Source organism: Viridibacillus sp. d25.2 (genome assembly GCF_055456015.2).
In genome coordinates this window covers 312,079-335,694 of sequence record NZ_CM196652.1, presented here as the reverse complement: position 1 = coordinate 335,694, position 23,616 = coordinate 312,079, and the positions used below count along the sequence as shown (strand labels likewise).

The 23,616-nt window shown below is 42.1% G+C and carries 11 protein-coding genes, 18 tRNA genes and 5 rRNA genes; 1 reads left to right on the top strand and 33 read right to left on the bottom strand.

Annotated elements, in window-relative coordinates:
- Nucleotides 1–62 precede the first annotated feature (62 nt).
- On the top strand, nt 63–788 hold the full coding sequence (locus ACZLO7_RS01720) for an ABC transporter permease (RefSeq protein WP_464939452.1): 726 nt from the start codon (nt 63–65) through the stop codon (nt 786–788).
- Between the two features lie 607 nt (nt 789–1,395).
- On the opposite strand, the gene ACZLO7_RS01715 is transcribed toward ACZLO7_RS01720, so the two are convergent.
- The 33 genes from ACZLO7_RS01715 to ACZLO7_RS01555 all read right to left on the bottom strand — a co-directional run bounded on the left by ACZLO7_RS01715 (nt 1,396) and on the right by ACZLO7_RS01555 (nt 23,576).
- Nucleotides 1,396–2,241, bottom strand: a complete 846-nt coding sequence (locus ACZLO7_RS01715; RefSeq protein ID WP_464939450.1) for a DUF2785 domain-containing protein — start codon at nt 2,239–2,241, stop codon at nt 1,396–1,398.
- 348 nt (nt 2,242–2,589) lie between these two features.
- A complete protein-coding gene (locus ACZLO7_RS01710; protein ID WP_464939449.1) occupies nt 2,590–3,114 on the bottom strand; it encodes a GNAT family N-acetyltransferase in 525 nt (174 codons plus the stop codon).
- Between the two features lie 383 nt (nt 3,115–3,497).
- On the bottom strand, nt 3,498–5,300 hold the full coding sequence (gene glmS / locus ACZLO7_RS01705; protein WP_464939448.1) for a glutamine--fructose-6-phosphate transaminase (isomerizing): 1,803 nt from the start codon (nt 5,298–5,300) through the stop codon (nt 3,498–3,500).
- A 517-nt stretch (nt 5,301–5,817) separates the two neighbouring features.
- Nucleotides 5,818–6,330 carry a type 1 glutamine amidotransferase domain-containing protein gene (locus ACZLO7_RS01700; RefSeq protein WP_464939447.1) on the bottom strand — a complete coding sequence of 171 codons (513 nt, stop codon included), beginning with the start codon at nt 6,328–6,330 and terminating at the stop codon, nt 5,818–5,820.
- Nucleotides 6,331–6,599: 269 nt separating this feature from the next.
- On the bottom strand, nt 6,600–7,952 hold the full coding sequence (glmM, locus tag ACZLO7_RS01695; RefSeq protein ID WP_464939446.1) for a phosphoglucosamine mutase: 1,353 nt from the start codon (nt 7,950–7,952) through the stop codon (nt 6,600–6,602).
- Nucleotides 7,953–7,999: 47 nt separating this feature from the next.
- The gene (locus ACZLO7_RS01690; protein ID WP_464939445.1) at nt 8,000–9,301 is read right to left on the bottom strand and encodes a CdaR family protein; all 1,302 of its coding nucleotides are present in this window, start codon (nt 9,299–9,301) and stop codon (nt 8,000–8,002) included.
- On the bottom strand, nt 9,298–10,140 hold the full coding sequence (gene cdaA, locus ACZLO7_RS01685) for a diadenylate cyclase CdaA (RefSeq protein ID WP_464939444.1): 843 nt from the start codon (nt 10,138–10,140) through the stop codon (nt 9,298–9,300). The genes ACZLO7_RS01690 and cdaA overlap by 4 nt, the downstream gene beginning before the upstream one ends.
- A 114-nt stretch (nt 10,141–10,254) precedes the next feature.
- Nucleotides 10,255–10,875 (bottom strand): zf-HC2 domain-containing protein, encoded by a 621-nt coding sequence (locus tag ACZLO7_RS01680; protein WP_464939443.1) that lies wholly within the window; start codon nt 10,873–10,875, stop codon nt 10,255–10,257.
- A 13-nt stretch (nt 10,876–10,888) separates the two neighbouring features.
- A complete protein-coding gene (gene sigW / locus ACZLO7_RS01675) occupies nt 10,889–11,452 on the bottom strand; it encodes an RNA polymerase sigma factor SigW (RefSeq protein WP_464939442.1) in 564 nt (187 codons plus the stop codon).
- Nucleotides 11,453–11,709: 257 nt separating this feature from the next.
- Nucleotides 11,710–12,615, bottom strand: a complete 906-nt coding sequence (rocF, locus tag ACZLO7_RS01670; RefSeq protein ID WP_464939441.1) for an arginase — start codon at nt 12,613–12,615, stop codon at nt 11,710–11,712.
- A 291-nt stretch (nt 12,616–12,906) separates the two neighbouring features.
- A tRNA-Lys gene (locus ACZLO7_RS01665) sits at nt 12,907–12,979 on the bottom strand.
- Between the two features lie 12 nt (nt 12,980–12,991).
- Nucleotides 12,992–13,066 (bottom strand) — tRNA-Gln (locus ACZLO7_RS01660).
- 30 nt (nt 13,067–13,096) lie between these two features.
- Nucleotides 13,097–13,180, bottom strand: a tRNA-Tyr gene (locus ACZLO7_RS01655).
- A gap of 11 nt (nt 13,181–13,191) precedes the next feature.
- A tRNA-Val gene (locus ACZLO7_RS01650) sits at nt 13,192–13,267 on the bottom strand.
- A gap of 27 nt (nt 13,268–13,294) precedes the next feature.
- Nucleotides 13,295–13,369, bottom strand: a tRNA-Glu gene (locus tag ACZLO7_RS01645).
- A 145-nt stretch (nt 13,370–13,514) separates the two neighbouring features.
- Nucleotides 13,515–13,587, bottom strand: a tRNA-Thr gene (locus tag ACZLO7_RS01640).
- 13 nt (nt 13,588–13,600) lie between these two features.
- Nucleotides 13,601–13,675 (bottom strand) — tRNA-Asn (locus ACZLO7_RS01635).
- Nucleotides 13,676–14,335: 660 nt separating this feature from the next.
- A 5S ribosomal RNA gene (gene rrf / locus ACZLO7_RS01630) occupies nt 14,336–14,451 on the bottom strand.
- Between the two features lie 110 nt (nt 14,452–14,561).
- Nucleotides 14,562–17,491, bottom strand: a 23S ribosomal RNA gene (locus ACZLO7_RS01625).
- A 96-nt stretch (nt 17,492–17,587) separates the two neighbouring features.
- A tRNA-Ala gene (locus ACZLO7_RS01620) sits at nt 17,588–17,663 on the bottom strand.
- A gap of 13 nt (nt 17,664–17,676) precedes the next feature.
- Nucleotides 17,677–17,753, bottom strand: a tRNA-Ile gene (locus tag ACZLO7_RS01615).
- Between the two features lie 97 nt (nt 17,754–17,850).
- A 16S ribosomal RNA gene (locus tag ACZLO7_RS01610) occupies nt 17,851–19,403 on the bottom strand.
- A gap of 148 nt (nt 19,404–19,551) precedes the next feature.
- A tRNA-Ala gene (locus ACZLO7_RS01605) sits at nt 19,552–19,627 on the bottom strand.
- Between the two features lie 20 nt (nt 19,628–19,647).
- Nucleotides 19,648–19,724, bottom strand: a tRNA-Pro gene (locus ACZLO7_RS01600).
- A gap of 4 nt (nt 19,725–19,728) precedes the next feature.
- Nucleotides 19,729–19,805: transfer RNA gene (locus ACZLO7_RS01595), tRNA-Arg, on the bottom strand.
- A gap of 32 nt (nt 19,806–19,837) precedes the next feature.
- Nucleotides 19,838–19,926: transfer RNA gene (locus ACZLO7_RS01590), tRNA-Leu, on the bottom strand.
- A gap of 6 nt (nt 19,927–19,932) precedes the next feature.
- Nucleotides 19,933–20,007 (bottom strand) — tRNA-Gly (locus ACZLO7_RS01585).
- Nucleotides 20,008–20,032: 25 nt separating this feature from the next.
- A tRNA-Leu gene (locus tag ACZLO7_RS01580) sits at nt 20,033–20,117 on the bottom strand.
- A gap of 22 nt (nt 20,118–20,139) precedes the next feature.
- Nucleotides 20,140–20,215, bottom strand: a tRNA-Lys gene (locus ACZLO7_RS01575).
- A 12-nt stretch (nt 20,216–20,227) separates the two neighbouring features.
- A tRNA-Thr gene (locus tag ACZLO7_RS01570) sits at nt 20,228–20,303 on the bottom strand.
- A 15-nt stretch (nt 20,304–20,318) separates the two neighbouring features.
- Nucleotides 20,319–20,394, bottom strand: a tRNA-Val gene (locus ACZLO7_RS01565).
- A 9-nt stretch (nt 20,395–20,403) separates the two neighbouring features.
- Nucleotides 20,404–20,519 (bottom strand): 5S ribosomal RNA (rrf, locus tag ACZLO7_RS01560).
- 127 nt (nt 20,520–20,646) lie between these two features.
- A 23S ribosomal RNA gene (locus tag ACZLO7_RS01555) occupies nt 20,647–23,576 on the bottom strand.
- Together the 16S, 23S and 5S rRNA genes with 11 tRNA genes alongside form the textbook arrangement of a ribosomal RNA operon.
- Nucleotides 23,577–23,616: the final 40 nt, after the last annotated feature.

The window sequence follows — 23,616 nt, the reverse complement described above, 5'->3', positions numbered from 1 at the left end:
TCGCTACTCGTAAAATGGGTAAAACCTTTGAAATATCATCATTTGTAGAGGGAGCTTTCAAAATGAAAAATATTTGGAAGATAGAACTAAAGAAATTACATGGTAAATCAATCTATTTTTTTCTACTATTATTTTGTATATTCACCACACTAGACAATATTCTTTATTATAAGCTTAATATCGATAAACCTGATTTAACCGTCGGTAACTTTGGTGTCTCTTTATTTTTAACCCAACTATATTTAATTTACCTTGCAAGTACTTACATTACATCTGATTTTAATTTAGGTACTTCAAGATCATTGTTTACAGGCGTATATTCTAGAGCGCAAATCATTAACTCTAAAACTATTTTTTTGATGATTTTTAGTATAATTTTAGGCATTGTTAATGTAATGATTGGAATAGTACTTCAAGTTATAATTATTTCAGAAATATCATTTTCCGAAATCTTTATGGATGCTATTAAAATTATATTAATTTACGGACTTTACTTCTTTAGTGTCCTATCATTTACTTTATTCATTTCATCTATTTTTCTAAATAGCCTTTACACAATGGTTATAAACTATGTTGCTTTTATATTTGTTGGAGAGTTAGCCGCACAAGCTATCAAAAGAGATTCTATAGCATTAACAAATCTTATTGAAACATTACCATTTTATTTAGTAACGAATGGTTTTAATCATCTTAATTATTCTATAGTTGCAGCATCAATTTTAATCGCTTTTAGTCTTTTAATGTATGGAATGGGCTTGGTTATTTTCCGTAAAAGAGACTTATTATAATAATAGAAAAAAAATAGGTTCTTGCGCAAATATGGCTTGTTAGAAACAATGACCTCGTTGAGTAAAGTTTGATTAAAAGCCTCCCCAAGCCCACATTTTGATAAATAAAAAAATCCGTTTTGAAAAAAGATAAATCATTTTCCACTGTTGATCTTCAACAAACGCTCTTGCCTTGTTCGGTTAAAGGTATGCTTAATTTTGGAAAGTGAATAATTAAAAATAGCTCCCGATTATTTTTCAACACTCGCTACTTTTTTTAGTTTTTTATCATCAAGAATTTTCAACAATAGACTACAAGAAAAAATAAACGACATTACACCAGTAATAGCACGCATTACAAAGGTATCATTAGGAAAGTCAAATAAAATGTAACTTAAACAATATATATACGATATAACTATAATCGATTTTAATAATGTCTTTTTCATGGATTACTCCCTCTTCAAACTGAACTTTTTACACTACAAATATCGAAATACTTATTCTTTTATTATACAGAGAAATCAAAAAGATGGTTTTTTTCATCTCCTTTCTTTTTTTTCTTAACATAAAAGGGGCAATCGCTCAGCCAATTCTCCGTGACTTTCGGGACAACCCCTCTAATCATTTAACTGATAGAAAACCTGTTCAATTTTGCCTCAGTACCAAGCATGGCAGTGTTAAGCTCATTCCCTCGGCTATCTTGTCCCCTTCTGAAATAGAGACTGCGTAAAAAATTCTTGCTGTTCACGCGAGTAATCACCTGACTGCGACTTCTCGGCAAATTGCAGCATTGCGCTAAGCCGCTAATCCAATCAGCGATTTCTTGATGTGGAAGTAACTCTTTGTCAATCATCGTATCCACGATGTTGACCAACCGCTCATCATCCTCATCGCTAAAAATGTGTCTACCATTATGAAGCATGCCAGAAATAGCGACTAGAACCTCACGCAACATTGCGACGCTGCTCTCCTCGCACTGCACCAGCTCGACAAAAACATCTGCACCGTGAGACGCGCCGTGAGCCCAGCCTCCTACTGAAAGGTAACCTCGCAGATCCTTCTCCTCTTTATAGTAACTGAGCATTGCATGCATTAATTGCTCAATTTCCGCTTGATTGAAAAATGGATTCTGTCTGTGGCGTTGCACAATCAAAGCGATAGGCAAGGCAGAGAACGTCCTTGTAAAAACTGTCTGATCATCCTCGCTGCCAATATTATAGAACAAATGATTCTCATCAGTCAGAACAGCTAAGAGGCTACGCAACTCCTCTCCACTGAACCTATTCTCTTCCTTAATCCACATATAAAACATTGGATAAATCAGGTTATCCCGTAATTCTGGCTGAAGATCGCCAATATATTGAAGTAACAAAGGTAAGAAATCTTGATGCTGCTCACCTTCGCGTAACTGATACTCATCCTTCTCAATTCTTTGCAAATCCAGCATCAATTTGGTCCTTGTATCGCTCATTTTCCCATCCCTCTCAGTTTAATAAGAACAGCAACGCTACTTCAACTAAAATTCTTGTTAGTTTAAGTTGAAGTTGAAGTAATGATTAAAAAATACTGATTTACAGCGTTATTAATTGTCTATATACGGGCGTTTTCACACATATATCCCATCTACGTAATTATCTGAAAATATTATTGTAGCTAAGTTTATATACATTTGCATAAAAAACTCCATAATTAATGTCCATACAAAAAGCCACAAGCGTTGATTTAACAACATTCGTGACTTTTTACTAGTACAGAGCTAACAAAATCGATGTTTATTATGGGTCAAGTTGTGATAACTTATATTTCTTTCTGAGAGATCCTATTTTACTAAGGATTCTGTTAATTTCCCATCTAGATTTTTAATCGCCAACATCGAGTTATCCTGAATGATGCCTGTATCTACAAAACCAAATGAAGCGTATAACGTTTTAGCTTTGACATTACTTGTATGATAAAAGAGGTTTACATATTCTGCTTGCCCATATGGCATATTTTCAATATCCATCAATATTTTTTCAAAAGCAAGTTTACCATACCCTTTTCCTTGGTAACTTTTATCAATCATATTGTGCCAAATAAAATAACTCTTCTTACCATAGAAAACTTCATTTTCAAATGATTCATGATCCATCGTATCGTAAATATACATCAAAAATCCAACCATAGTATTATCAGCATAAATGGCTAATGGATTCGCTGGTATACCATCTGTGTTCAACATATGAGCATCTGCAAAGCATCTGAGGTTAGTAGTTTCTAATATAAATTCTTTCTGGGTTTCTCCAACTTCAAGTGCTATTAATTCATCTATGTTATCCCCGGTTATCTTTCGTAATTCAATCATTTTTATCTCCTCTCCTACGTCAAACTACTTCCACATCTAGTCTAAAACATAATAAACTAAATTTCCATCATTAGCAAATTATGGTACTTAAATATTTTCCCATGCTAACTCTTTTTCCCCGGTTATTTCTAACCCTTATTACGGAAATGGCCCTATTGTTGAACAAAAGTTAAACAACATTCTTCAACTAAACTGCCCCTAGCTCAATGTTCTTCAAGTAAAGCACCCCTTTAGTTTAAGTACATTTCTTCACAATCTTAATAGTGATATTAACATAAATATCCAACAAAAAAATCACCTCACCTCTAAAAATCTATAGAGGTGAGATGATTTTAATCAAACTTTTTTATAAAGCTACACTTTATTTCAAATAGCAATAACTCCTACTCAACCGTAACCGATTTAGCCAAGTTACGTGGTTTATCTACATCACAACCGCGATATAGTGCTGCATAGTAGCTTATAAGCTGTAATGGCACTACTGACATAAGCGGTGTTAGTAATGAGTGTACTTGTGGTAGGACAATAGCGTCGCCTTCTTGCTCCATGCCTTCCATAGAAATGATGCATGGATTAGCACCACGTGCTGTGACTTCTTTAACGTTGCCTCGAATGTTCAGGCTAACTGGTTTTTGCGTTACGAGTGCTATTACTGGTGTGCCTTCTTCAATAAGAGCAATTGTTCCGTGTTTTAGTTCTCCCCCAGCAAAGCCTTCAGCTTGGATGTAAGAGATTTCTTTTAATTTCAGTGCACCTTCCACACTTACGCAGTAATCAATATTACGACCGATGAAGAATGCGTTACGTGTTGTCGATAAATAGTCTTTAGATGCCATTTCAAAGACTTCTTTTGAGTCGACGATTGACTGAATTGCATTCGCTACGATAGCTAACTCTTTTTTTAGATCAAAGTTTACTTCAATCCCTTGAGTCTTAGCTTCTACATAGGCGGCAATTGCTAGTACCGCTACTTGGGCTACATATGCTTTAGTAGACGCTACAGCGATTTCTGGACCTGCATGTAAGAGCATTGTATAATCTGCTTCGCGTGACAGTGTTGAACCAGGTACATTTGTAACTGTTAACGCTGGGTAACCAAGCTCTTTAATCTTCACTAAAACTTGGCGACTATCTGCTGTTTCACCAGATTGTGTGATGAAGATGAATAGCGGTTTTTCAGATAGTAGTGGCATATTATAGCCGAATTCGCTTGAGATATGCACTTCAACTGGAATACGTGCGATTTTCTCGAAGTATTCTTTCCCTACTAAACCAGCGTGATAGCTTGTGCCGGCTGCAATAATATATAGGCGATCTGCTTCGTGTAATGCTTCTGCAATGGCAGGGTCGATAGCTAGTTCACCGTGTTCGTTTTCATAAGCTTGAATAATTTTACGGACAACACTTGGTTGTTCGTCAATTTCTTTTAACATGTAGTGAGGATATGTGCCTTTTTCAATGTCGCTCATATCTAACTCAGCTGTATAAGGTGCACGTTCTACTACTGTGCCATTTAGATTTTTAATCGTCATAACTTCTTTACGTACAATTACGATTTCTTTGTCATGTAGTTCTATGAATTGATCTGTTACTTGTAACATTGCCATAGCATCTGAAGCCACCACATTGAAACCTTCGCCAATACCTACAAGTAATGGGCTTTTATTTTTTGCGACGAAGATTGTTTCTTCTTCCGCTGCATCCAGTAAAGCAATAGCATATGACCCGTGTAGTAAAGATAAGGTATGACTAAATGCTTCTTCTGTTGTCATTCCATCAATTACAAACTTTTCGACTAACTGCACAATAACTTCTGTATCAGTATCAGATTTCATGTCCACGTATTGTAATAATTCGGCTTGCAATAAATGATAATTTTCAATAACCCCATTATGCACAAGTGTAAATCGACCTGATGCACTTTGATGTGGGTGCGCATTTAATTGATTTGGTACGCCATGAGTTGCCCAGCGTGTATGACCGATTCCCGTGTTAGCCAAAACATCTTCTTCTACTACTGCGCGTAAGTCAGCGATACGTCCTTTTTCTTTAAAGACAGTAATTCCTGCTTCATTACGAAGTGCGATACCTGCAGAGTCGTATCCGCGGTACTCTAATTTCTCTAGGCCTTTTAATAGGATTTCTTTCGCATCCAAAAAGCCGATATATCCAACAATTCCACACATATTAAATTCCTCCGAAGTTTGCAAAATTAGCCGCAAGAAAGTATACCTCGTCTTCCTAAGAAGTCGGGGAAACATTCTTATGCTGCTGTGACTTTGCCGTTTTGCTTTTTTGTCCATTTGATTACTCAAACGTTTTATAAGCAAAATTTCGATCGGGCAATGGCGATCGGGAGGCATCCGCCGAAACTTTCGATACTCCTCCACCTCGTCTGCTGAAGATCTGTGTCGTCCAATTTCTTCAGCGCTGGCGCTATAATTGTTTTCCTTTGTTTTATGCGCTCCTTTTGATTCCTCCTTTTGCGCAGCTACTATTTTAGTATAAAGATTAACCCTTTAAACAGCAGCAACTTCATCATACTGAAATCAGTATTCATAGTCAATCAGAAACATGCAATGAAAAGGTTTACAAGGGAAAATAATATTTCCCACTATATTATACGTTCAAATAACACTTTTTGTTCCTCCATTTCCATTAAAAGAAACCGTTAAAGTCTACACATTAACGGTTTCTCCATCATTATTTTACCAATAATTTTAGTAATTCCCTATTGAATGCTGGGATGTCATCAGGCGTTCGACTTGTTACTAATTGATTTTGGCATACAAATACTTCTTCGTCTTTATAAATCGCTCCTGCATTTTCCATATCCACACGGATAGATTTATAACCAGTTGCATCGCGACCATCCAAAGTCTTCGCAGATATTAACAATTGTGGACCGTGACAAATTGCAAATACGGGCTTTCTTGCATCCATAAATGCCCTTGCAAAGTTGACGAATCGATCATCATCTCTTAGTAAATCCGGTGAAAATCCACCCGGAATAAATAATGCATTAAAGTCTTCTGGTTTCACTTCATCAATGCCATAATCAATTTTTACCTTTTTACCATGCTTACCTTCTATTTGATTACCTGCTTCTTTTTCAATTGTAAATACTTCATGTCCAGCATCTCTCATTGCTTTTGCAGGATCTGTAAATTCCATATCTTCAAACAGATTCGTTATGACTGTTGCTACTTTTGCCATTTCCAATCACTCCTTAGTTGTTTGTTGAATAAGGGTACGTATCAACCCTACACTAAAACTATTCCACATCTAGAGTAAATTAAACATTAACATTTCATTTCAATGCTGGCTACTGATTCGTACGGATCAACTTTAGCTATTCTCCAGGTTGCTAGCCTACATGACATACTCGATTTTTTCTGCGCGTCAAAGATAGAAGAGAGTGATTTAAGTGTTTTAAAATACAAAAAGGGTAAGCATCTAAAAATATGCTTACCCTTTTCCTCTTTTTATTCAGTTAAACCCATTTCTTCTTTTACAACAGCTGCAATTCGTTCTGCATAAGCTTCACAGTTCTCAGTTGTTGATGCTTCGACCATTACACGAACTAATGGTTCAGTTCCCGATGGTCTAACAAGAATACGGCCATTGCCATCCATCTCTTGCTCTACTTCAGCAATTACTGTTGCTACTTTTGCATTTTCGGTAACAGCGTATTTATCTGTTACTCGAATATTAATTAGCTTTTGAGGGAAAATCGTCATCTCAGCTGCTAGCTCAGATAATGTTTTACCTGTTAATTTCATTGCATTGACGAGTTGTAGACCTGTTAACAAGCCATCACCAGTAGTGTTGTAATCAAGAAAAACAATATGTCCTGATTGCTCTCCGCCGAGGTTGTAATCGCCTTCGCGCATAGCTTCTACAACGTAACGGTCACCCACTGCAGTTTGAATACTTTGCATACCATGTTCTTCTATACCTTTATAGAATCCCATATTGCTCATAACCGTAGAAACAACTGTATCTTTGTTTAAACGTCCTTTTTCTTGGAAATGTTTAGCGCAAATGTACATGATTTGATCTCCGTCAACGATATTACCCTTTTCATCGACAGCGATTAGACGATCACCATCACCATCAAAAGCAAGTCCAACATCTGCACCTTTTTCAAGAACCAATTTAGCTAGTTCTTCAGGGTGTGTAGAACCTACACCTTCGTTAATATTTAAACCGTTTGGTGAAGCACCCATCGTTGATAAGTCTGCTTCTAAATCTGCAAATAGGTGTGCTGCAAGTGAAGATGTTGCACCATGTGCACAATCTAATGCGATATGAATCCCTGTAAACTCTTCTTCTACAGTTTGTTTCAAGTACTGAATGTATTTTTGACCGCCTTCAAAATAGTCACTTAATGATCCTAAGTCACCACCTGTTGGACGTGGTAATTCATCTTGTTCTTGGTCTAATAAAGCTTCAATTTCCGCTTCTTGTTCATCAGTAAGTTTAAACCCATCAGGGCCGAAGAATTTAATACCATTATCTGCAACTGGGTTATGGGATGCTGATATCATAACACCTGCTTGGCCACTCATAACGCGTGTTAAATAAGCCACTCCAGGTGTACTAATGACACCAAGTCGCATTACTTCTGCTCCTACAGAAAGTAAGCCGGCTACAAGAGCTCCTTCAAGCATTTGCCCAGATATACGTGTATCACGACCAATTAATACTTTTGGACGTCCTGTGGCTTCTTTCGTTAAAACGTATCCACCGAAGCGACCGAGTTTAAATGCTAACTCAGGCGTCAGCTCACTATTGGCGACTCCGCGGACGCCGTCTGTACCGAAATATTTACCCATTTTGTTCTCTCCTTCAAAACTATCTACGATTCTTCAATCAAATTCTTTTAAGATATTTGTTCTATTCGAAGATTGGCGATGTTATTAGAAAGTGACCAGGTCAGATTTCTTGGTCCATCAACTTGAATAGGTAGCTTATGATTTCCAGTCTGCTTATCTTCTGCTTCAATATATAAATCGAAATCGTTGATATCTAGACTCGCTAACTCTTTTTCATCACCTTTCACAGTTAATGTAACTGTGCCGTTCTTTGGTGTGATAAAGTCACTACGATAACCCTCATCTAGGTTTCGAACTTCAACTGCTACATTTTTAAATTCTTTTGAACTTATTATTGATGAAGTCTCTTCCTCGTCAGTCTGTTTTTCTTCGTCTTTATTTACTTCTTCATTAGAATTCGTTTCATTTTCCTCAACTATAGCTTGGACTTTTATGCTGTCCTCAGACAGCCTTGAAATACCCTCTGGCTTATCAATATTTACTTTAAAGGTACCAGAGTTTTTGATTTTAGATACATCCACATCCACATTAAGTTGTTTCGTATTTTCAAGAGCTGCCTTTGATCCGAATAAAGTCATCTTGCTCGTTATAGGCGTTAATGACTTTATCGTGATATCTTTACCTGGCGTCCCTTTTTGATTTAGGATGACAGGTACTTCCTTAGTATACTCTCCAATGGCAACATTCACTTTAATTTTCGCTGGCTTCACTTCTACATCTAATTTGTTCATATCACGATCTAGTATTTTGACATACGCTTCTTGTTCGAAGGAATTCTTTAATCCTTGTTCACCAGTAACTGTCGCTTTTACGTAGCTTATGCTATCTATTGCACTTTTAGCGCCAGTAACTGTTACTGAATTAGGATTCGCTGTCATACTTTTCACGTAATAGTCTTCTGCCAGTAGTTTTTCATTAATTTCAGGATCGATTTTAAATGTTCTCGTTACTCTTTCTTCAATCGAAATATCAATTGTTGATGGGTCCATTTGTACTGATAGTTTATCAGAAAAATTTTCATGTTGAATAGTTACTTTATGTTCCCCAATTGTTTGCTTACGTAAATCTACGAATACCGTATAATCACTTACTGCCTTCGTTTGAATAACGATGGCCATTGGACCTTTGATTGTAACATCTACGGTTTTTGGAACTCCTGTGACGATTAGACTCTCATCATCATAGTAAACCTGTACGGGTACATTATGAAGTACGTCCACATGTGTCCCTGATGAAAAACCATCAGAACCATTTTTTTCACCTGGCTGAACCGTAAAGAATAGGAGCATTGCTAATGTCAGGGCAGTAATTCTTAAAAACCATGGGCTTTCAATTAATTTATCCATCATTTTTTATTCCCCCTCCAGCTCCACTTAGAGGTATTTGTTGCATCTTGCTCAGGGCCAAACCACGCTTTACGTAAACGTGCTTCAAATTCTTCAATTGATAGATCGCGGTGTAAGTCGCCATTAACCGTTAAACTAATTGCTCCAGTTTCTTCGGATACAATAATTGTTATGGCATCTGTCACTTCACTAATACCTATGGCAGCTCTATGACGGGTACCTAATTCTTTTGAGATAAATGGACTTTCCGATAATGGTAAATAACAAGCAGCAGCAGCTATTTTATTCTTTTGAACAATTACTGCGCCATCATGTAATGGTGTATTAGGTATGAAGATATTAATCAGTAATTCAGACGAAATTTCAGAGAACATCGGAATCCCTGTTTCAATATAATCGTTCAAACCTGTTTCACGTTCAATCGAAACAAGTGCTCCAATACGTCTCTTCGCCATATAACTAACAGATTTGGACATTGCGCTTACTAATCTTGTACGTTCCTCATCTTCTTGTAAATTACTGCGGGCAAATAGCTTACCGCGGCCAATTTGTTCAAGTGCCCGACGTAACTCCGGTTGGAATATGATAATAATGGCAAGGAAACCAAAATTGATAACCTGTTGCATCATCCATCCTAGCGTATTAAGACCAGCGTAAACAGTAATAATCCTAATAATAATAATGACGAATATTCCCTTTAATAATTGGACAGCTTTTGTTCCTCTTATCAAAGTTAAAATTTTATAAATAACAAACCATACTAAAAGAATGTCCAGAATATTCATTAACATTCTAATCCATACATTTTCGGTTAATTGTGTAATTTCATTAATAAAAGACATGTGGATCCCCCACTTTTCTAGCGAGTGCATATGTGTTCAGTATAGCACAACTCTTACTTTACTTGCTGAGATGAAACAGAAAAGTCTACCTCAAAAGTAGACTTTTCATTTGTTTTATTCGTTTTTATCTAAAAATGAAAGTAACTCTTTCCCGCCATTTTTAATTTTATACCAAAGCCATTCAAATGCTTGATTGATCTCGTCTATTTGACCTGTGACATTTGCTGTTGAGGCCATATATTGACCATTAATCACGGTGATATTACCATCTACCGCACCTTCTACAATGATATCTCCGTTCTTGACTACGATATCGCCTGTCACAGTCTTCCCTTCAGGTACGATGACAGTTTGCCCCTCTACAACTAGGTTTGGCTGCTTGGTCACTGAAAATTCTTTATTATCATTAAAGCCTGTAAGAAGTGAGGCACTCATTAAGATACAAAACATTGCTGCTGCAACAAATATAGGATGGCGGCGTAGCCATCTTTGGACACCGGCTCCTGATCTTCCTTTAGGTAGACGTACCATAACGTTTTGCTTGAAATCCAGAGGTACTGAAACGACGGCAGCACTTTTGACAAAGGCAATTGTGCTATTTAGCTCCTGCATATGTTGTCGACAGTTATCACAGCTTTGCAAATGTGCTTTTAGCTCGATTTCATGTTCACGACTAATATCACCATCTAAATATTCATGCATGTATTCACCAATATGTTTTGGACACGCATTCATACTGAAATCCCTCCTACAGATTGCCTAATTGTTTTCTCAGAGCTTCGCGCCCCCTGTGAATTCGAGTTTTGACTGTCCCAAGTGGCATATCCAAAATCTCGCTGATCTCTTGCAATGGCAATTCTTCTATATACTTTAAGACAATGACTGTTCGATATTTGTCTGGCAACTGGCTAATTTCATATTGAATCCGCTCCTGTAGCTCCATTCTTTCTACTTCTTCTTCAGGTAACCTGTCTGTTGAAGAAATTTGAGAATACATATCTAGACCGTCCGTTCCAGCAACTTGTGCATCTAAGTAATAGTCCGGTTTCTTTTTCCTTATACGGTCTATACATAAATTTGTCGCTATACGGTACAGCCAAGTCGAAAATTTTCGGTTTAAATCAAAAGTGTGAAGATTAATATACGCACGGACAAATGCCTCCTGCGCTATATCTTCTGCTTCATGTTGATTGCCAAGCATGCGATAACAAACTTGGTACAGCTTTTGCTGGTAGAGGCTCACAATATCAGAATACACACTTTGATCGCCTTTCAGCACTTGTTTTATTCTCTTGTTGATTAACGCATCCATTGTGATTTCCCTCCGCCCATGCGGCTGTTATTCTATATACGAATTGCCTATAGATTAAGTTTCATTTTTTGATTTTTTTTTAAAACTGCTCAAAGAATCTTCCTTCCATAATTATAACAAATATGTAAGTGAAAATGATTCGAATTCATAAGAAACTTCTCTTTTCAGGACTAAATTACTTGTCAATAAGTTCCCTTTTTCCAAAAACCCTAACTTTTCAGCAATTAAAGAAGGACGGGCAGGCCCGTCCTTCTTTATCACACTAATTTTTCACCGAATAACGATCCCATTAAAGCGACCGCTACATCTGCTGTTTTATTTTTTTCATCTAAGATTGGATTTACTTCCACAAATTCAGCTGAAGTAATCATTTCGCACTCATGTAACATCTCCATTGCTAAATGACTCTCACGATATGTAATACCACCCGGGACAGGTGTACCTACCCCCGGAGTATATAGAGGGTCGATGCCATCTAGATCTAACGATAAATGTAATCCATCTACATTTTTTTCCCTCAAATAAAAAATTGCTTCTTGCATGACACTCGTCATACCTACTCGATCAATCTCATGCATCGTATATACTTTAATCCCTTTTTCTTTTATTAATTCACGTTCTCCCGGATCTACAGAGCGGGCACCAATAATAACAATATTCTCAGGTTTTACTTTAGGTGCATAATCACGAATGTTTACAAGCTTTTCATGACCTAGTCCAATACTTACAGCTAGTGGCATACCATGAATATTTCCTGTTGGTGAAGTATCACTTGTATTCAAATCTGCATGCGCATCATACCATATGACACCTAAATTCTCATAATGATCTGATAAACCTGCAAGCGTACCTATTGCAATACTATGATCCCCGCCAAGAACAAGTGGAAAATGATTTTGTAAAACGACATCATGTACTTTATTAGCAAGCCTTGTACTGGCTTCAGTAACAGCTGATAAATTCCGTAAGTGTGTATCGCTGGATACCTCACGTTCAGATACCCCAATCTGAATATCACCCTCATCTATTACGCCATATCCTATTGCTTCTAATCTTTCTACAGCGCCAGCATAACGAATAGCACTTGGCCCCATATCAACCCCACGACGTGCTTGTCCTAAATCCATTGGCACACCTATTAATGAAATATTTAATTTATGCATTTTTTTATTCCCCCTTTGTGAACTACCTATATTGTAAATGCTACACTCGTGTTGGCTCAACCTAACAAAATTCTGAATATTTATACAAAACTTCAGATGCAATTGAGAGAATAATGTTGCAACTTAACAAAGTACTATACTACTCTTCAGATTTTAAAAATTGTATCCATTAGTAGATATACAAAAATGCGTACATTCCAAAGAAAATATCATTGGAGAAATACTTTATTTTAACCACAAAAAAACCCCTCTCTACACGAAGTAGAAAGAGGTTGAAGTTTTATATGAAAGTGAGCCATGTAGGATTCGAACCTACGACCCTCTGATTAAAAGTCAGATGCTCTACCAACTGAGCTAATGGCTCATATAATTAAAATGGCTGGGGTACCTGGATTCGAACCAGGGCATGACGGAATCAAAATCCGTTGCCTTACCGCTTGGCTATACCCCAACAATGAATAATGAATATTTATATAAAAAATGGTGGAGGGGGACGGATTCGAACCGCCGAACCCGAAGGAGCGGATTTACAGTCCGCCGCGTTTAGCCTCTTCGCTACCCCTCCGAAAAAAAATATGGTGGAGGATGACGGGATCGAACCGCCGACCCCCTGCTTGTAAGGCAGGTGCTCTCCCAGCTGAGCTAATCCTCCATGGATATGTAAAATAGTTATAAAAAATGGTGACCCCTACGGGATTCGAACCCGTGTTACCGCCGTGAAAGGGCGGTGTCTTAACCGCTTGACCAAGGGGCCATTGATACTGTACTGCTTAAAACAGGACAAGAATTATATTAACATCTTTCAAATAAAAAAGCAATACTTAATTTGAAAAATATTAGAAATTTCATCTTGCAATACAAATTTCGATATATTTTTACTTCTAAATAGATGATTTGAAAGCTTCCAACCGGGCTCGAACCGGTGACCTCTTCCTTACCATGGAAGCACTCTACCTGCTGAGCTATGGAAGCATAGACAAAAAAATGGCTCCGAAGGTAGGACTCGAACCTACGACCGATCGGTTAACAGCCGATTGCTCTACCACTGAGCTACTTCGGAACAATAATATTATCGCTTCTTTAGATGTTTATTTTGTCGAATATAAATATTATTATAACAGCATATTAAAACATTTCAAGCTATTTCTGAAAAAACTTTTAATTATTTTGCACTTAAATATACCTATATATTATTATATGAATCCTATCTATTATAAAGGCTTTATTTGAGCGTTTTACGCGGTTTTAATCAGCATCTAAGGTTAGATTACTAACACGTAAAAATTACGCTCATAGAGGCTATTACGATGGTAATATCATAACAATTTTTCAGTCATATTATCATTGAATTCTTACCTTTATTGATAAATCCATTTTCTTTATATAATTTCTGTGCCACTATATTTTTTCACTAACTGCTAAACTATTTCATCTATATAATGAAATTTCTATTAATTTATATTAGCAACTGAGATAGTTACTTTGTGCGTTATAAAATAGTCTTAGTACAGCCTCACACCAATATTAATTTATTATGTAATACAAGAATGCTCACTAACTCCCCATTAAGAAATACGACAATCGCATTGGCGTTTTTATCTGATGATAAAAAATTTAATATGAGTTTTTAGAAAAAAATCAAGGATTTTACAACTATACATATTATAAGTATTTTCTATATAAAAAAGCACAACTGATTAAATCAGCTGTGCTTTAGTTTGCCTAGCAACGTCCTACTCTCACAGGGGGAAACCCCCAACTACCATCGGCGCTAAAGAGCTTAACTTCCGTGTTCGGCATGGGAACGGGTGTGACCTCTTTGCCATCATCACTAGACTATATTCGACTTCAAATACACATCGCATTACTCGTGTCTTGAAACTCTCATTTGGAGAACTTGTTCTCTCAAAACTGGATAAATTACATTGAAGTTCGCTAAGTAAAATTTGGTTAAGTCCTCGATCTATTAGTATTCGTCAGCTCCGTATGTCGCCACACTTCCACCTCGAACCTATCTACCTCATCGTCTTTGAGGGATCTTACTTACTTGCGTAATGGGAAATCTCATCTTGAGGGGGGCTTCATGCTTAGATGCTTTCAGCACTTATCCCGTCCACACATAGCTACCCAGCGATGCCCTTGGCAGAACAACTGGTACACCAGCGGTGTGTCCATCCCGGTCCTCTCGTACTAAGGACAGCTCCTCTCAAATTTCCTACGCCCACGACGGATAGGGACCGAACTGTCTCACGACGTTCTGAACCCAGCTCGCGTACCGCTTTAATGGGCGAACAGCCCAACCCTTGGGACCGACTACAGCCCCAGGATGCGATGAGCCGACATCGAGGTGCCAAACCTCCCCGTCGATGTGGACTCTTGGGGGAGATAAGCCTGTTATCCCCGGGGTAGCTTTTATCCGTTGAGCGATGGCCCTTCCATGCGGAACCACCGGATCACTAAGCCCGTCTTTCGACCCTGCTCGACTTGTAGGTCTCGCAGTCAAGCTCCCTTATGCCTTTACACTCTACGAATGATTTCCAACCATTCTGAGGGAACCTTTGGGCGCCTCCGTTACTCTTTAGGAGGCGACCGCCCCAGTCAAACTGCCCGCCTGACACTGTCTCCTACCCCGCTAAGGGGCATGGGTTAGAAGTTCAATACAGCTAGGGTAGTATCCCACCAACGCCTCCTCCGAAGCTGGCGCTCCGGAATCTCTGGCTCCTACCTATCCTGTACAAGCTGTATCAAAATTCAATATCAGGCTACAGTAAAGCTCCACGGGGTCTTTCCGTCCTGTCGCGGGTAACCTGCATCTTCACAGGTACTATAATTTCACCGAGTCTCTCGTTGAGACAGTGCCCAGATCGTTACGCCTTTCGTGCGGGTCGGAACTTACCCGACAAGGAATTTCGCTACCTTAGGACCGTTATAGTTACGGCCGCCGTTTACTGGGGCTTCAATTCGCACCTTCGCTTGCGCTAAGCACTCCTCTTAACCTTCCAGCACCGGGCAGGCGTCAGCCCCTATACGTCACCTTACGGTTTTGCAGAGACCTGTGTTTTTGCTAAACAGTCGCCTGGGCCTATTCACTGCGGCTCTCTCGGGCTTTCACCCTACTAGAGCACCCCTTCTCCCGAAGTTACGGGGTCATTTTGCCGAGTTCCTTAACGAGAGTTCTCTCGCACACCTTAGGATTCTCTCCTCGACTACCTGTGTCGGTTTGCGGTACGGGCACCTTTTACCTCGCTAGAGGCTTTTCTTGGCAGTGTGAAATCAGGAACTCCGGACATACGTCCTCGTCATCACAGCTCAACGTTATAGAAATGGGATTTGCCTCATTTCACGCCTCACTGCTTGAACATGCATAACCAACAGCATGCTTACCCTATCCTACTGCGTCCCCCCATTGCTCAAATGGTAAATAGGTGGTACAGGAATATCAACCTGTTGTCCATCGCCTACGCCTATCGGCCTCGGCTTAGGTCCCGACTAACCCTGAGCGGACGAGCCTTCCTCAGGAAACCTTAGTCATTCGGTGGACGGGATTCTCACCCGTCTTTCGCTACTCATACCGGCATTCTCACTTCTAAGCGCTCCACCAGTCCTTCCGGTCTGACTTCACAGCACTTAGAACGCTCTCCTACCACGGACATCTAAGATGTCCATCCACAGCTTCGGTGAATTGTTTAGCCCCGATACATTTTCGGCGCAGCGTCACTCGACCAGTGAGCTATTACGCACTCTTTAAATGATGGCTGCTTCTGAGCCAACATCCTGGTTGTCTAAGCAACGTCACATCCTTTTCCACTTAACAATTACTTTGGGACCTTAGCTGGTGGTCTGGGCTGTTTCCCTTTTGACTACGGATCTTATCACTCGCAGTCTGACTCCCGTGCATAAATCACTGGCATTCGGAGTTTGTCTGAATTCGGTAATCCGGGATGGACCCCTAGTTCAAACAGTGCTCTACCTCCAGGATTCTCTATCACGAGGCTAGCCCTAAAGCTATTTCGGAGAGAACCAGCTATCTCCAGGTTCGATTGGAATTTCTCCGCTACCCACACCTCATCCCCGCACTTTTCAACGTACGTGGGTTCGGGCCTCCAGTAAGTGTTACCTTACCTTCACCCTGGACATGGGTAGATCACCTGGTTTCGGGTCTACAACCACATACTCATTCGCCCTATTCAGACTCGCTTTCGCTACGGCTCCGTCTTCTAAAACTTAACCTCGCATGTAATCGTAACTCGCCGGTTCATTCTACAAAAGGCACGCTATCACCCATTAACGGGCTCTAACTACTTGTAGGCACATGGTTTCAGGATCTATTTCACTCCCCTTCCGGGGTGCTTTTCACCTTTCCCTCACGGTACTGGTTCACTATCGGTCACTAGGTAGTATTTAGCCTTGGGAGATGGTCCTCCCAGATTCCGACGGAATTTCACGTGTTCCGCCGTACTCAGGATACACTCAAGAGAGAATGAACTTTCAACTACAGGGCTGTTACCTGCTCTGGCGGGCCTTTCCAGACCGCTTCGTTTAACTCATTCCTTTGTAACTCCATATAGAGTGTCCTACAACCCCAAGAGGCAAGCCTCTTGGTTTGGGCTATTCCCGTTTCGCTCGCCGCTACTCAGGGAATCGATTTTTCTTTCTCTTCCTCCAGGTACTTAGATGTTTCAGTTCCCTGGGTCTGCCATCAAGACGCTATGTATTCACGTCAAGATACTGCTCCATTACGAACAGTGGGTTCCCCCATTCGGAAATCTCCGGATCAAAGCTCACTTACAGCTCCCCGAAGCATATCGGTGTTAGTGCCGTCCTTCTTCGGCTCCTAGTGCCAAGGCATCCGCCATGCGCCCTTAATAACTTAACCTAAAAGTTAGTTATTAAGCCTAAAAAACTTAATAATAAAAAATGTGTTACTTAATTTGCTTCAATGTCGTTTTATCCAGTTTTCAAAGAACAATATTGGTGGAGCCTAGCGGGATCGAACCGCTGACCTCCTGCGTGCAAGGCAGGCGCTCTCCCAGCTGAGCTAAGGCCCCAAAAAAGAAAAAATGGTGGGCCTAAATGGACTCGAACCATCGACCTCACGCTTATCAGGCGTGCGCTCTAACCAGCTGAGCTATAGGCCCCTTTTTCGGAAAAAATATAAGGTTATTATGAACCTTCAAAACTGAACACAAGACGTTAATCGACAGATCCAAGATCTGTTTCCGTAATTATCCTTAGAAAGGAGGTGATCCAGCCGCACCTTCCGATACGGCTACCTTGTTACGACTTCACCCCAATCATCTATCCCACCTTCGGCGGCTGGCTCCATAAAGGTTACCTCACCGACTTCGGGTGTTACAAACTCTCGTGGTGTGACGGGCGGTGTGTACAAGGCCCGGGAACGTATTCACCGTGGCATGCTGATCCACGATTACTAGCGATTCCGGCTTCATGTAGGCGAGTTGCAGCCTACAATCCGAACTGAGAACGATTTTATGAGATTAGCATACCCTCGCGAGTTAGCGACTCTTTGTATCGTCCATTGTAGCACGTGTGTAGCCCAGGTCATAAGGGGCATGATGATTTGACGTCATCCCCACCTTCCTCCGGTTTGTCACCGGCAGTCACCTTAGAGTGCCCAACTAAATGATGGCAACTAAGATCAAGGGTTGCGCTCGTTGCGGGACTTAACCCAACATCTCACGACACGAGCTGACGACAACCATGCACCACCTGTCACCAATGTCCCCGAAGGGAAAACTCTATCTCTAGAGCGGTCATTGGGATGTCAAGACCTGGTAAGGTTCTTCGCGTTGCTTCGAATTAAACCACATGCTCCACCGCTTGTGCGGGCCCCCGTCAATTCCTTTGAGTTTCAACCTTGCGGCCGTACTCCCCAGGCGGAGTGCTTAATGCGTTAGCTGCAGCACTAAGGGGCGGAAACCCCCTAACACTTAGCACTCATCGTTTACGGCGTGGACTACCAGGGTATCTAATCCTGTTTGCTCCCCACGCTTTCGCGCCTCAGTGTCAGTTACAGACCAGAAAGTCGCCTTCGCCACTGGTGTTCCTCCAAATCTCTACGCATTTCACCGCTACACTTGGAATTCCACTTTCCTCTTCTGCACTCAAGTCTCCCAGTTTCCAATGACCCTCCACGGTTGAGCCGTGGGCTTTCACATCAGACTTAAGAAACCACCTGCGCGCGCTTTACGCCCAATAAATCCGGACAACGCTTGCCACCTACGTATTACCGCGGCTGCTGGCACGTAGTTAGCCGTGGCTTTCTAATAAGGTACCGTCAAGGTACGTTCAGTTACTAACGTACTTGTTCTTCCCTTACAACAGAGTTTTACGATCCGAAAACCTTCATCACTCACGCGGCGTTGCTCCATCAGACTTTCGTCCATTGTGGAAGATTCCCTACTGCTGCCTCCCGTAGGAGTTTGGGCCGTGTCTCAGTCCCAATGTGGCCGATCACCCTCTCAGGTCGGCTATGCATCGTTGCCTTGGTAGGCCGTTACCCCACCAACTAGCTAATGCACCGCGGGCCCATCTAGTAGTGACAGCCGAAACCGCCTTTCAGCATTTTGCCATGTGACAAAATGGATTATTCGGTATTAGCCCCGGTTTCCCGGAGTTATCCCAATCTACTAGGTAGGTTGCCCACGTGTTACTCACCCGTCCGCCGCTAAATCAGAAGAAGCAAGCTTCTTCATCATTCGCTCGACTTGCATGTATTAGGCACGCCGCCAGCGTTCGTCCTGAGCCAGGATCAAACTCTCCATAAAAGTAGTTTGAAAGCTCATTAGCTTTGCTAGCGTATCATCCGAAGATGATATCTATTTTTTGTTTTGATCCACCAACAGAGTTGATGTCCAAAAACATTTATTGATTAACGTCTTGCTTGTTCAGTTTTCAAGGTTCATAAGTTATAAATGGTGGAGCCTAGCGGGATCGAACCGCTGACCTCCTGCGTGCAAGGCAGGCGCTCTCCCAGCTGAGCTAAGGCCCCGTATGGGTTGAAAGTAATAATGGTCGGGAAGACAGGATTCGAACCTGCGACCCCTTGGTCCCAAACCAAGTGCTCTACCAAGCTGAGCTACTTCCCGTTAATGGCGCGCCCGGCAGAAGTCGAATCCACAACCTTCTGATCCGTAGTCAGACGCTCTATCCAATTGAGCTACGGGCGCATATATTATCACTTATATTAAATTAAAAGAAATGGTGCCGAGGACCGGAATCGAACCGGTACGGTAGTCACCTACCGCAGGATTTTAAGTCCTGTGCGTCTGCCAGTTCCGCCACCCCGGCATATTTTGGAGCGGAAGACGAGGTTCGAACTCGCGACCCCCACCTTGGCAAGGTGGTGTTCTACCACTGAACTACTTCCGCAATATGCTGATAAACTTAAATATTATGGTGCGGGTGAAGGGAGTCGAACCCCCACGCCTTGCGGCGCTAGATCCTAAGTCTAGTGCGTCTGCCAGTTCCGCCACACCCGCATATAATTTTTTTAAAAATAAATGGTGAGCCATGTAGGATTCGAACCTACGACCCTCTGATTAAAAGTCAGATGCTCTACCAACTGAGCTAATGGCTCATATAAAATGAATGGTGCCGGCGAAAGGAGTCGAACCCTCGACCTACTGATTACAAGTCAGTTGCTCTACCAACTGAGCTACACCGGCATGATTTATTAAAAATGGTGGAGGATGACGGGATCGAACCGCCGACCCCCTGCTTGTAAGGCAGGTGCTCTCCCAGCTGAGCTAATCCTCCATATTGTTCGCCTAGCAACGTCCTACTCTCACAGGGGGAAACCCCCAACTACCATCGGCGCTAAAGAGCTTAACTTCCGTGTTCGGCATGGGAACGGGTGTGACCTCTTTGCCATCGTCACTAGACTATTTTTAAAGACAAGAATTATTATAACACCTTTTATTTAAAATAGCAAGTGTTTTTTCTTTTTTCAAAAGAATTTCTTGTTCTCTCAAAACTGGATAAATTACATTGAAGTTTGTTAAGTAAAATTTGGTTAAGTCCTCGATCTATTAGTATTCGTCAGCTCCGTATGTCGCCACACTTCCACCTCGAACCTATCTACCTCATCGTCTTTGAGGGATCTTACTTACTTGCGTAATGGGAAATCTCATCTTGAGGGGGGCTTCATGCTTAGATGCTTTCAGCACTTATCCCGTCCACACATAGCTACCCAGCGATGCCCTTGGCAGAACAACTGGTACACCAGCGGTGTGTCCATCCCGGTCCTCTCGTACTAAGGACAGCTCCTCTCAAATTTCCTACGCCCACGACGGATAGGGACCGAACTGTCTCACGACGTTCTGAACCCAGCTCGCGTACCGCTTTAATGGGCGAACAGCCCAACCCTTGGGACCGACTACAGCCCCAGGATGCGATGAGCCGACATCGAGGTGCCAAACCTCCCCGTCGATGTGGACTCTTGGGGGAGATAAGCCTGTTATCCCCGGGGTAGCTTTTATCCGTTGAGCGATGGCCCTTCCATGCGGAACCACCGGATCACTAAGCCCGTCTTTCGACCCTGCTCGACTTGTAGGTCTCGCAGTCAAGCTCCCTTATGCCTTTACACTCTACGAATGATTTCCAACCATTCTGAGGGAACCTTTGGGCGCCTCCGTTACTCTTTAGGAGGCGACCGCCCCAGTCAAACTGCCCGCCTGACACTGTCTCCTACCCCGCTAAGGGGCATGGGTTAGAAGTTCAATACAGCTAGGGTAGTATCCCACCAACGCCTCCTCCGAAGCTGGCGCTCCGGAATCTCTGGCTCCTACCTATCCTGTACAAGCTGTATCAAAATTCAATATCAGGCTACAGTAAAGCTCCACGGGGTCTTTCCGTCCTGTCGCGGGTAACCTGCATCTTCACAGGTACTATAATTTCACCGAGTCTCTCGTTGAGACAGTGCCCAGATCGTTACGCCTTTCGTGCGGGTCGGAACTTACCCGACAAGGAATTTCGCTACCTTAGGACCGTTATAGTTACGGCCGCCGTTTACTGGGGCTTCAATTCGCACCTTCGCTTGCGCTAAGCACTCCTCTTAACCTTCCAGCACCGGGCAGGCGTCAGCCCCTATACGTCACCTTACGGTTTTGCAGAGACCTGTGTTTTTGCTAAACAGTCGCCTGGGCCTATTCACTGCGGCTCTCTCGGGCTTTCACCCTACTAGAGCACCCCTTCTCCCGAAGTTACGGGGTCATTTTGCCGAGTTCCTTAACGAGAGTTCTCTCGCACACCTTAGGATTCTCTCCTCGACTACCTGTGTCGGTTTGCGGTACGGGCACCTTTTACCTCGCTAGAGGCTTTTCTTGGCAGTGTGAAATCAGGAACTCCGGACATACGTCCTCGTCATCACAGCTCAACGTTATAGAAATGGGATTTGCCTCATTTCACGCCTCACTGCTTGAACATGCATAACCAACAGCATGCTTACCCTATCCTACTGCGTCCCCCCATTGCTCAAATGGTAAATAGGTGGTACAGGAATATCAACCTGTTGTCCATCGCCTACGCCTATCGGCCTCGGCTTAGGTCCCGACTAACCCTGAGCGGACGAGCCTTCCTCAGGAAACCTTAGTCATTCGGTGGACGGGATTCTCACCCGTCTTTCGCTACTCATACCGGCATTCTCACTTCTAAGCGCTCCACCAGTCCTTCCGGTCTGACTTCACAGCACTTAGAACGCTCTCCTACCACGGACATCTAAGATGTCCATCCACAGCTTCGGTGAATTGTTTAGCCCCGATACATTTTCGGCGCAGCGTCACTCGACCAGTGAGCTATTACGCACTCTTTAAATGATGGCTGCTTCTGAGCCAACATCCTGGTTGTCTAAGCAACGTCACATCCTTTTCCACTTAACAATTACTTTGGGACCTTAGCTGGTGGTCTGGGCTGTTTCCCTTTTGACTACGGATCTTATCACTCGCAGTCTGACTCCCGTGCATAAATCACTGGCATTCGGAGTTTGTCTGAATTCGGTAATCCGGGATGGACCCCTAGTTCAAACAGTGCTCTACCTCCAGGATTCTCTATCACGAGGCTAGCCCTAAAGCTATTTCGGAGAGAACCAGCTATCTCCAGGTTCGATTGGAATTTCTCCGCTACCCACACCTCATCCCCGCACTTTTCAACGTACGTGGGTTCGGGCCTCCAGTAAGTGTTACCTTACCTTCACCCTGGACATGGGTAGATCACCTGGTTTCGGGTCTACAACCACATACTCATTCGCCCTATTCAGACTCGCTTTCGCTACGGCTCCGTCTTCTAAAACTTAACCTCGCATGTAATCGTAACTCGCCGGTTCATTCTACAAAAGGCACGCTATCACCCATTAACGGGCTCTAACTACTTGTAGGCACATGGTTTCAGGATCTATTTCACTCCCCTTCCGGGGTGCTTTTCACCTTTCCCTCACGGTACTGGTTCACTATCGGTCACTAGGTAGTATTTAGCCTTGGGAGATGGTCCTCCCAGATTCCGACGGAATTTCACGTGTTCCGCCGTACTCAGGATACACTCAAGAGAGAATGAACTTTCAACTACAGGGCTGTTACCTGCTCTGGCGGGCCTTTCCAGACCGCTTCGTTTAACTCATTCCTTTGTAACTCCATATAGAGTGTCCTACAACCCCAAGAGGCAAGCCTCTTGGTTTGGGCTATTCCCGTTTCGCTCGCCGCTACTCAGGGAATCGATTTTTCTTTCTCTTCCTCCAGGTACTTAGATGTTTCAGTTCCCTGGGTCTGCCATCAAGACGCTATGTATTCACGTCAAGATACTGCTCCATTACGAACAGTGGGTTCCCCCATTCGGAAATCTCCGGATCAAAGCTCACTTACAGCTCCCCGAAGCATATCGGTGTTAGTGCCGTCCTTCTTCGGCTCCTAGTGCCAAGGCATCCGCCATGCGCCCTTAATAACTTAACCTAAAAGTTAGTTATTAAGCCTAAAAAACTTAATAATAAAA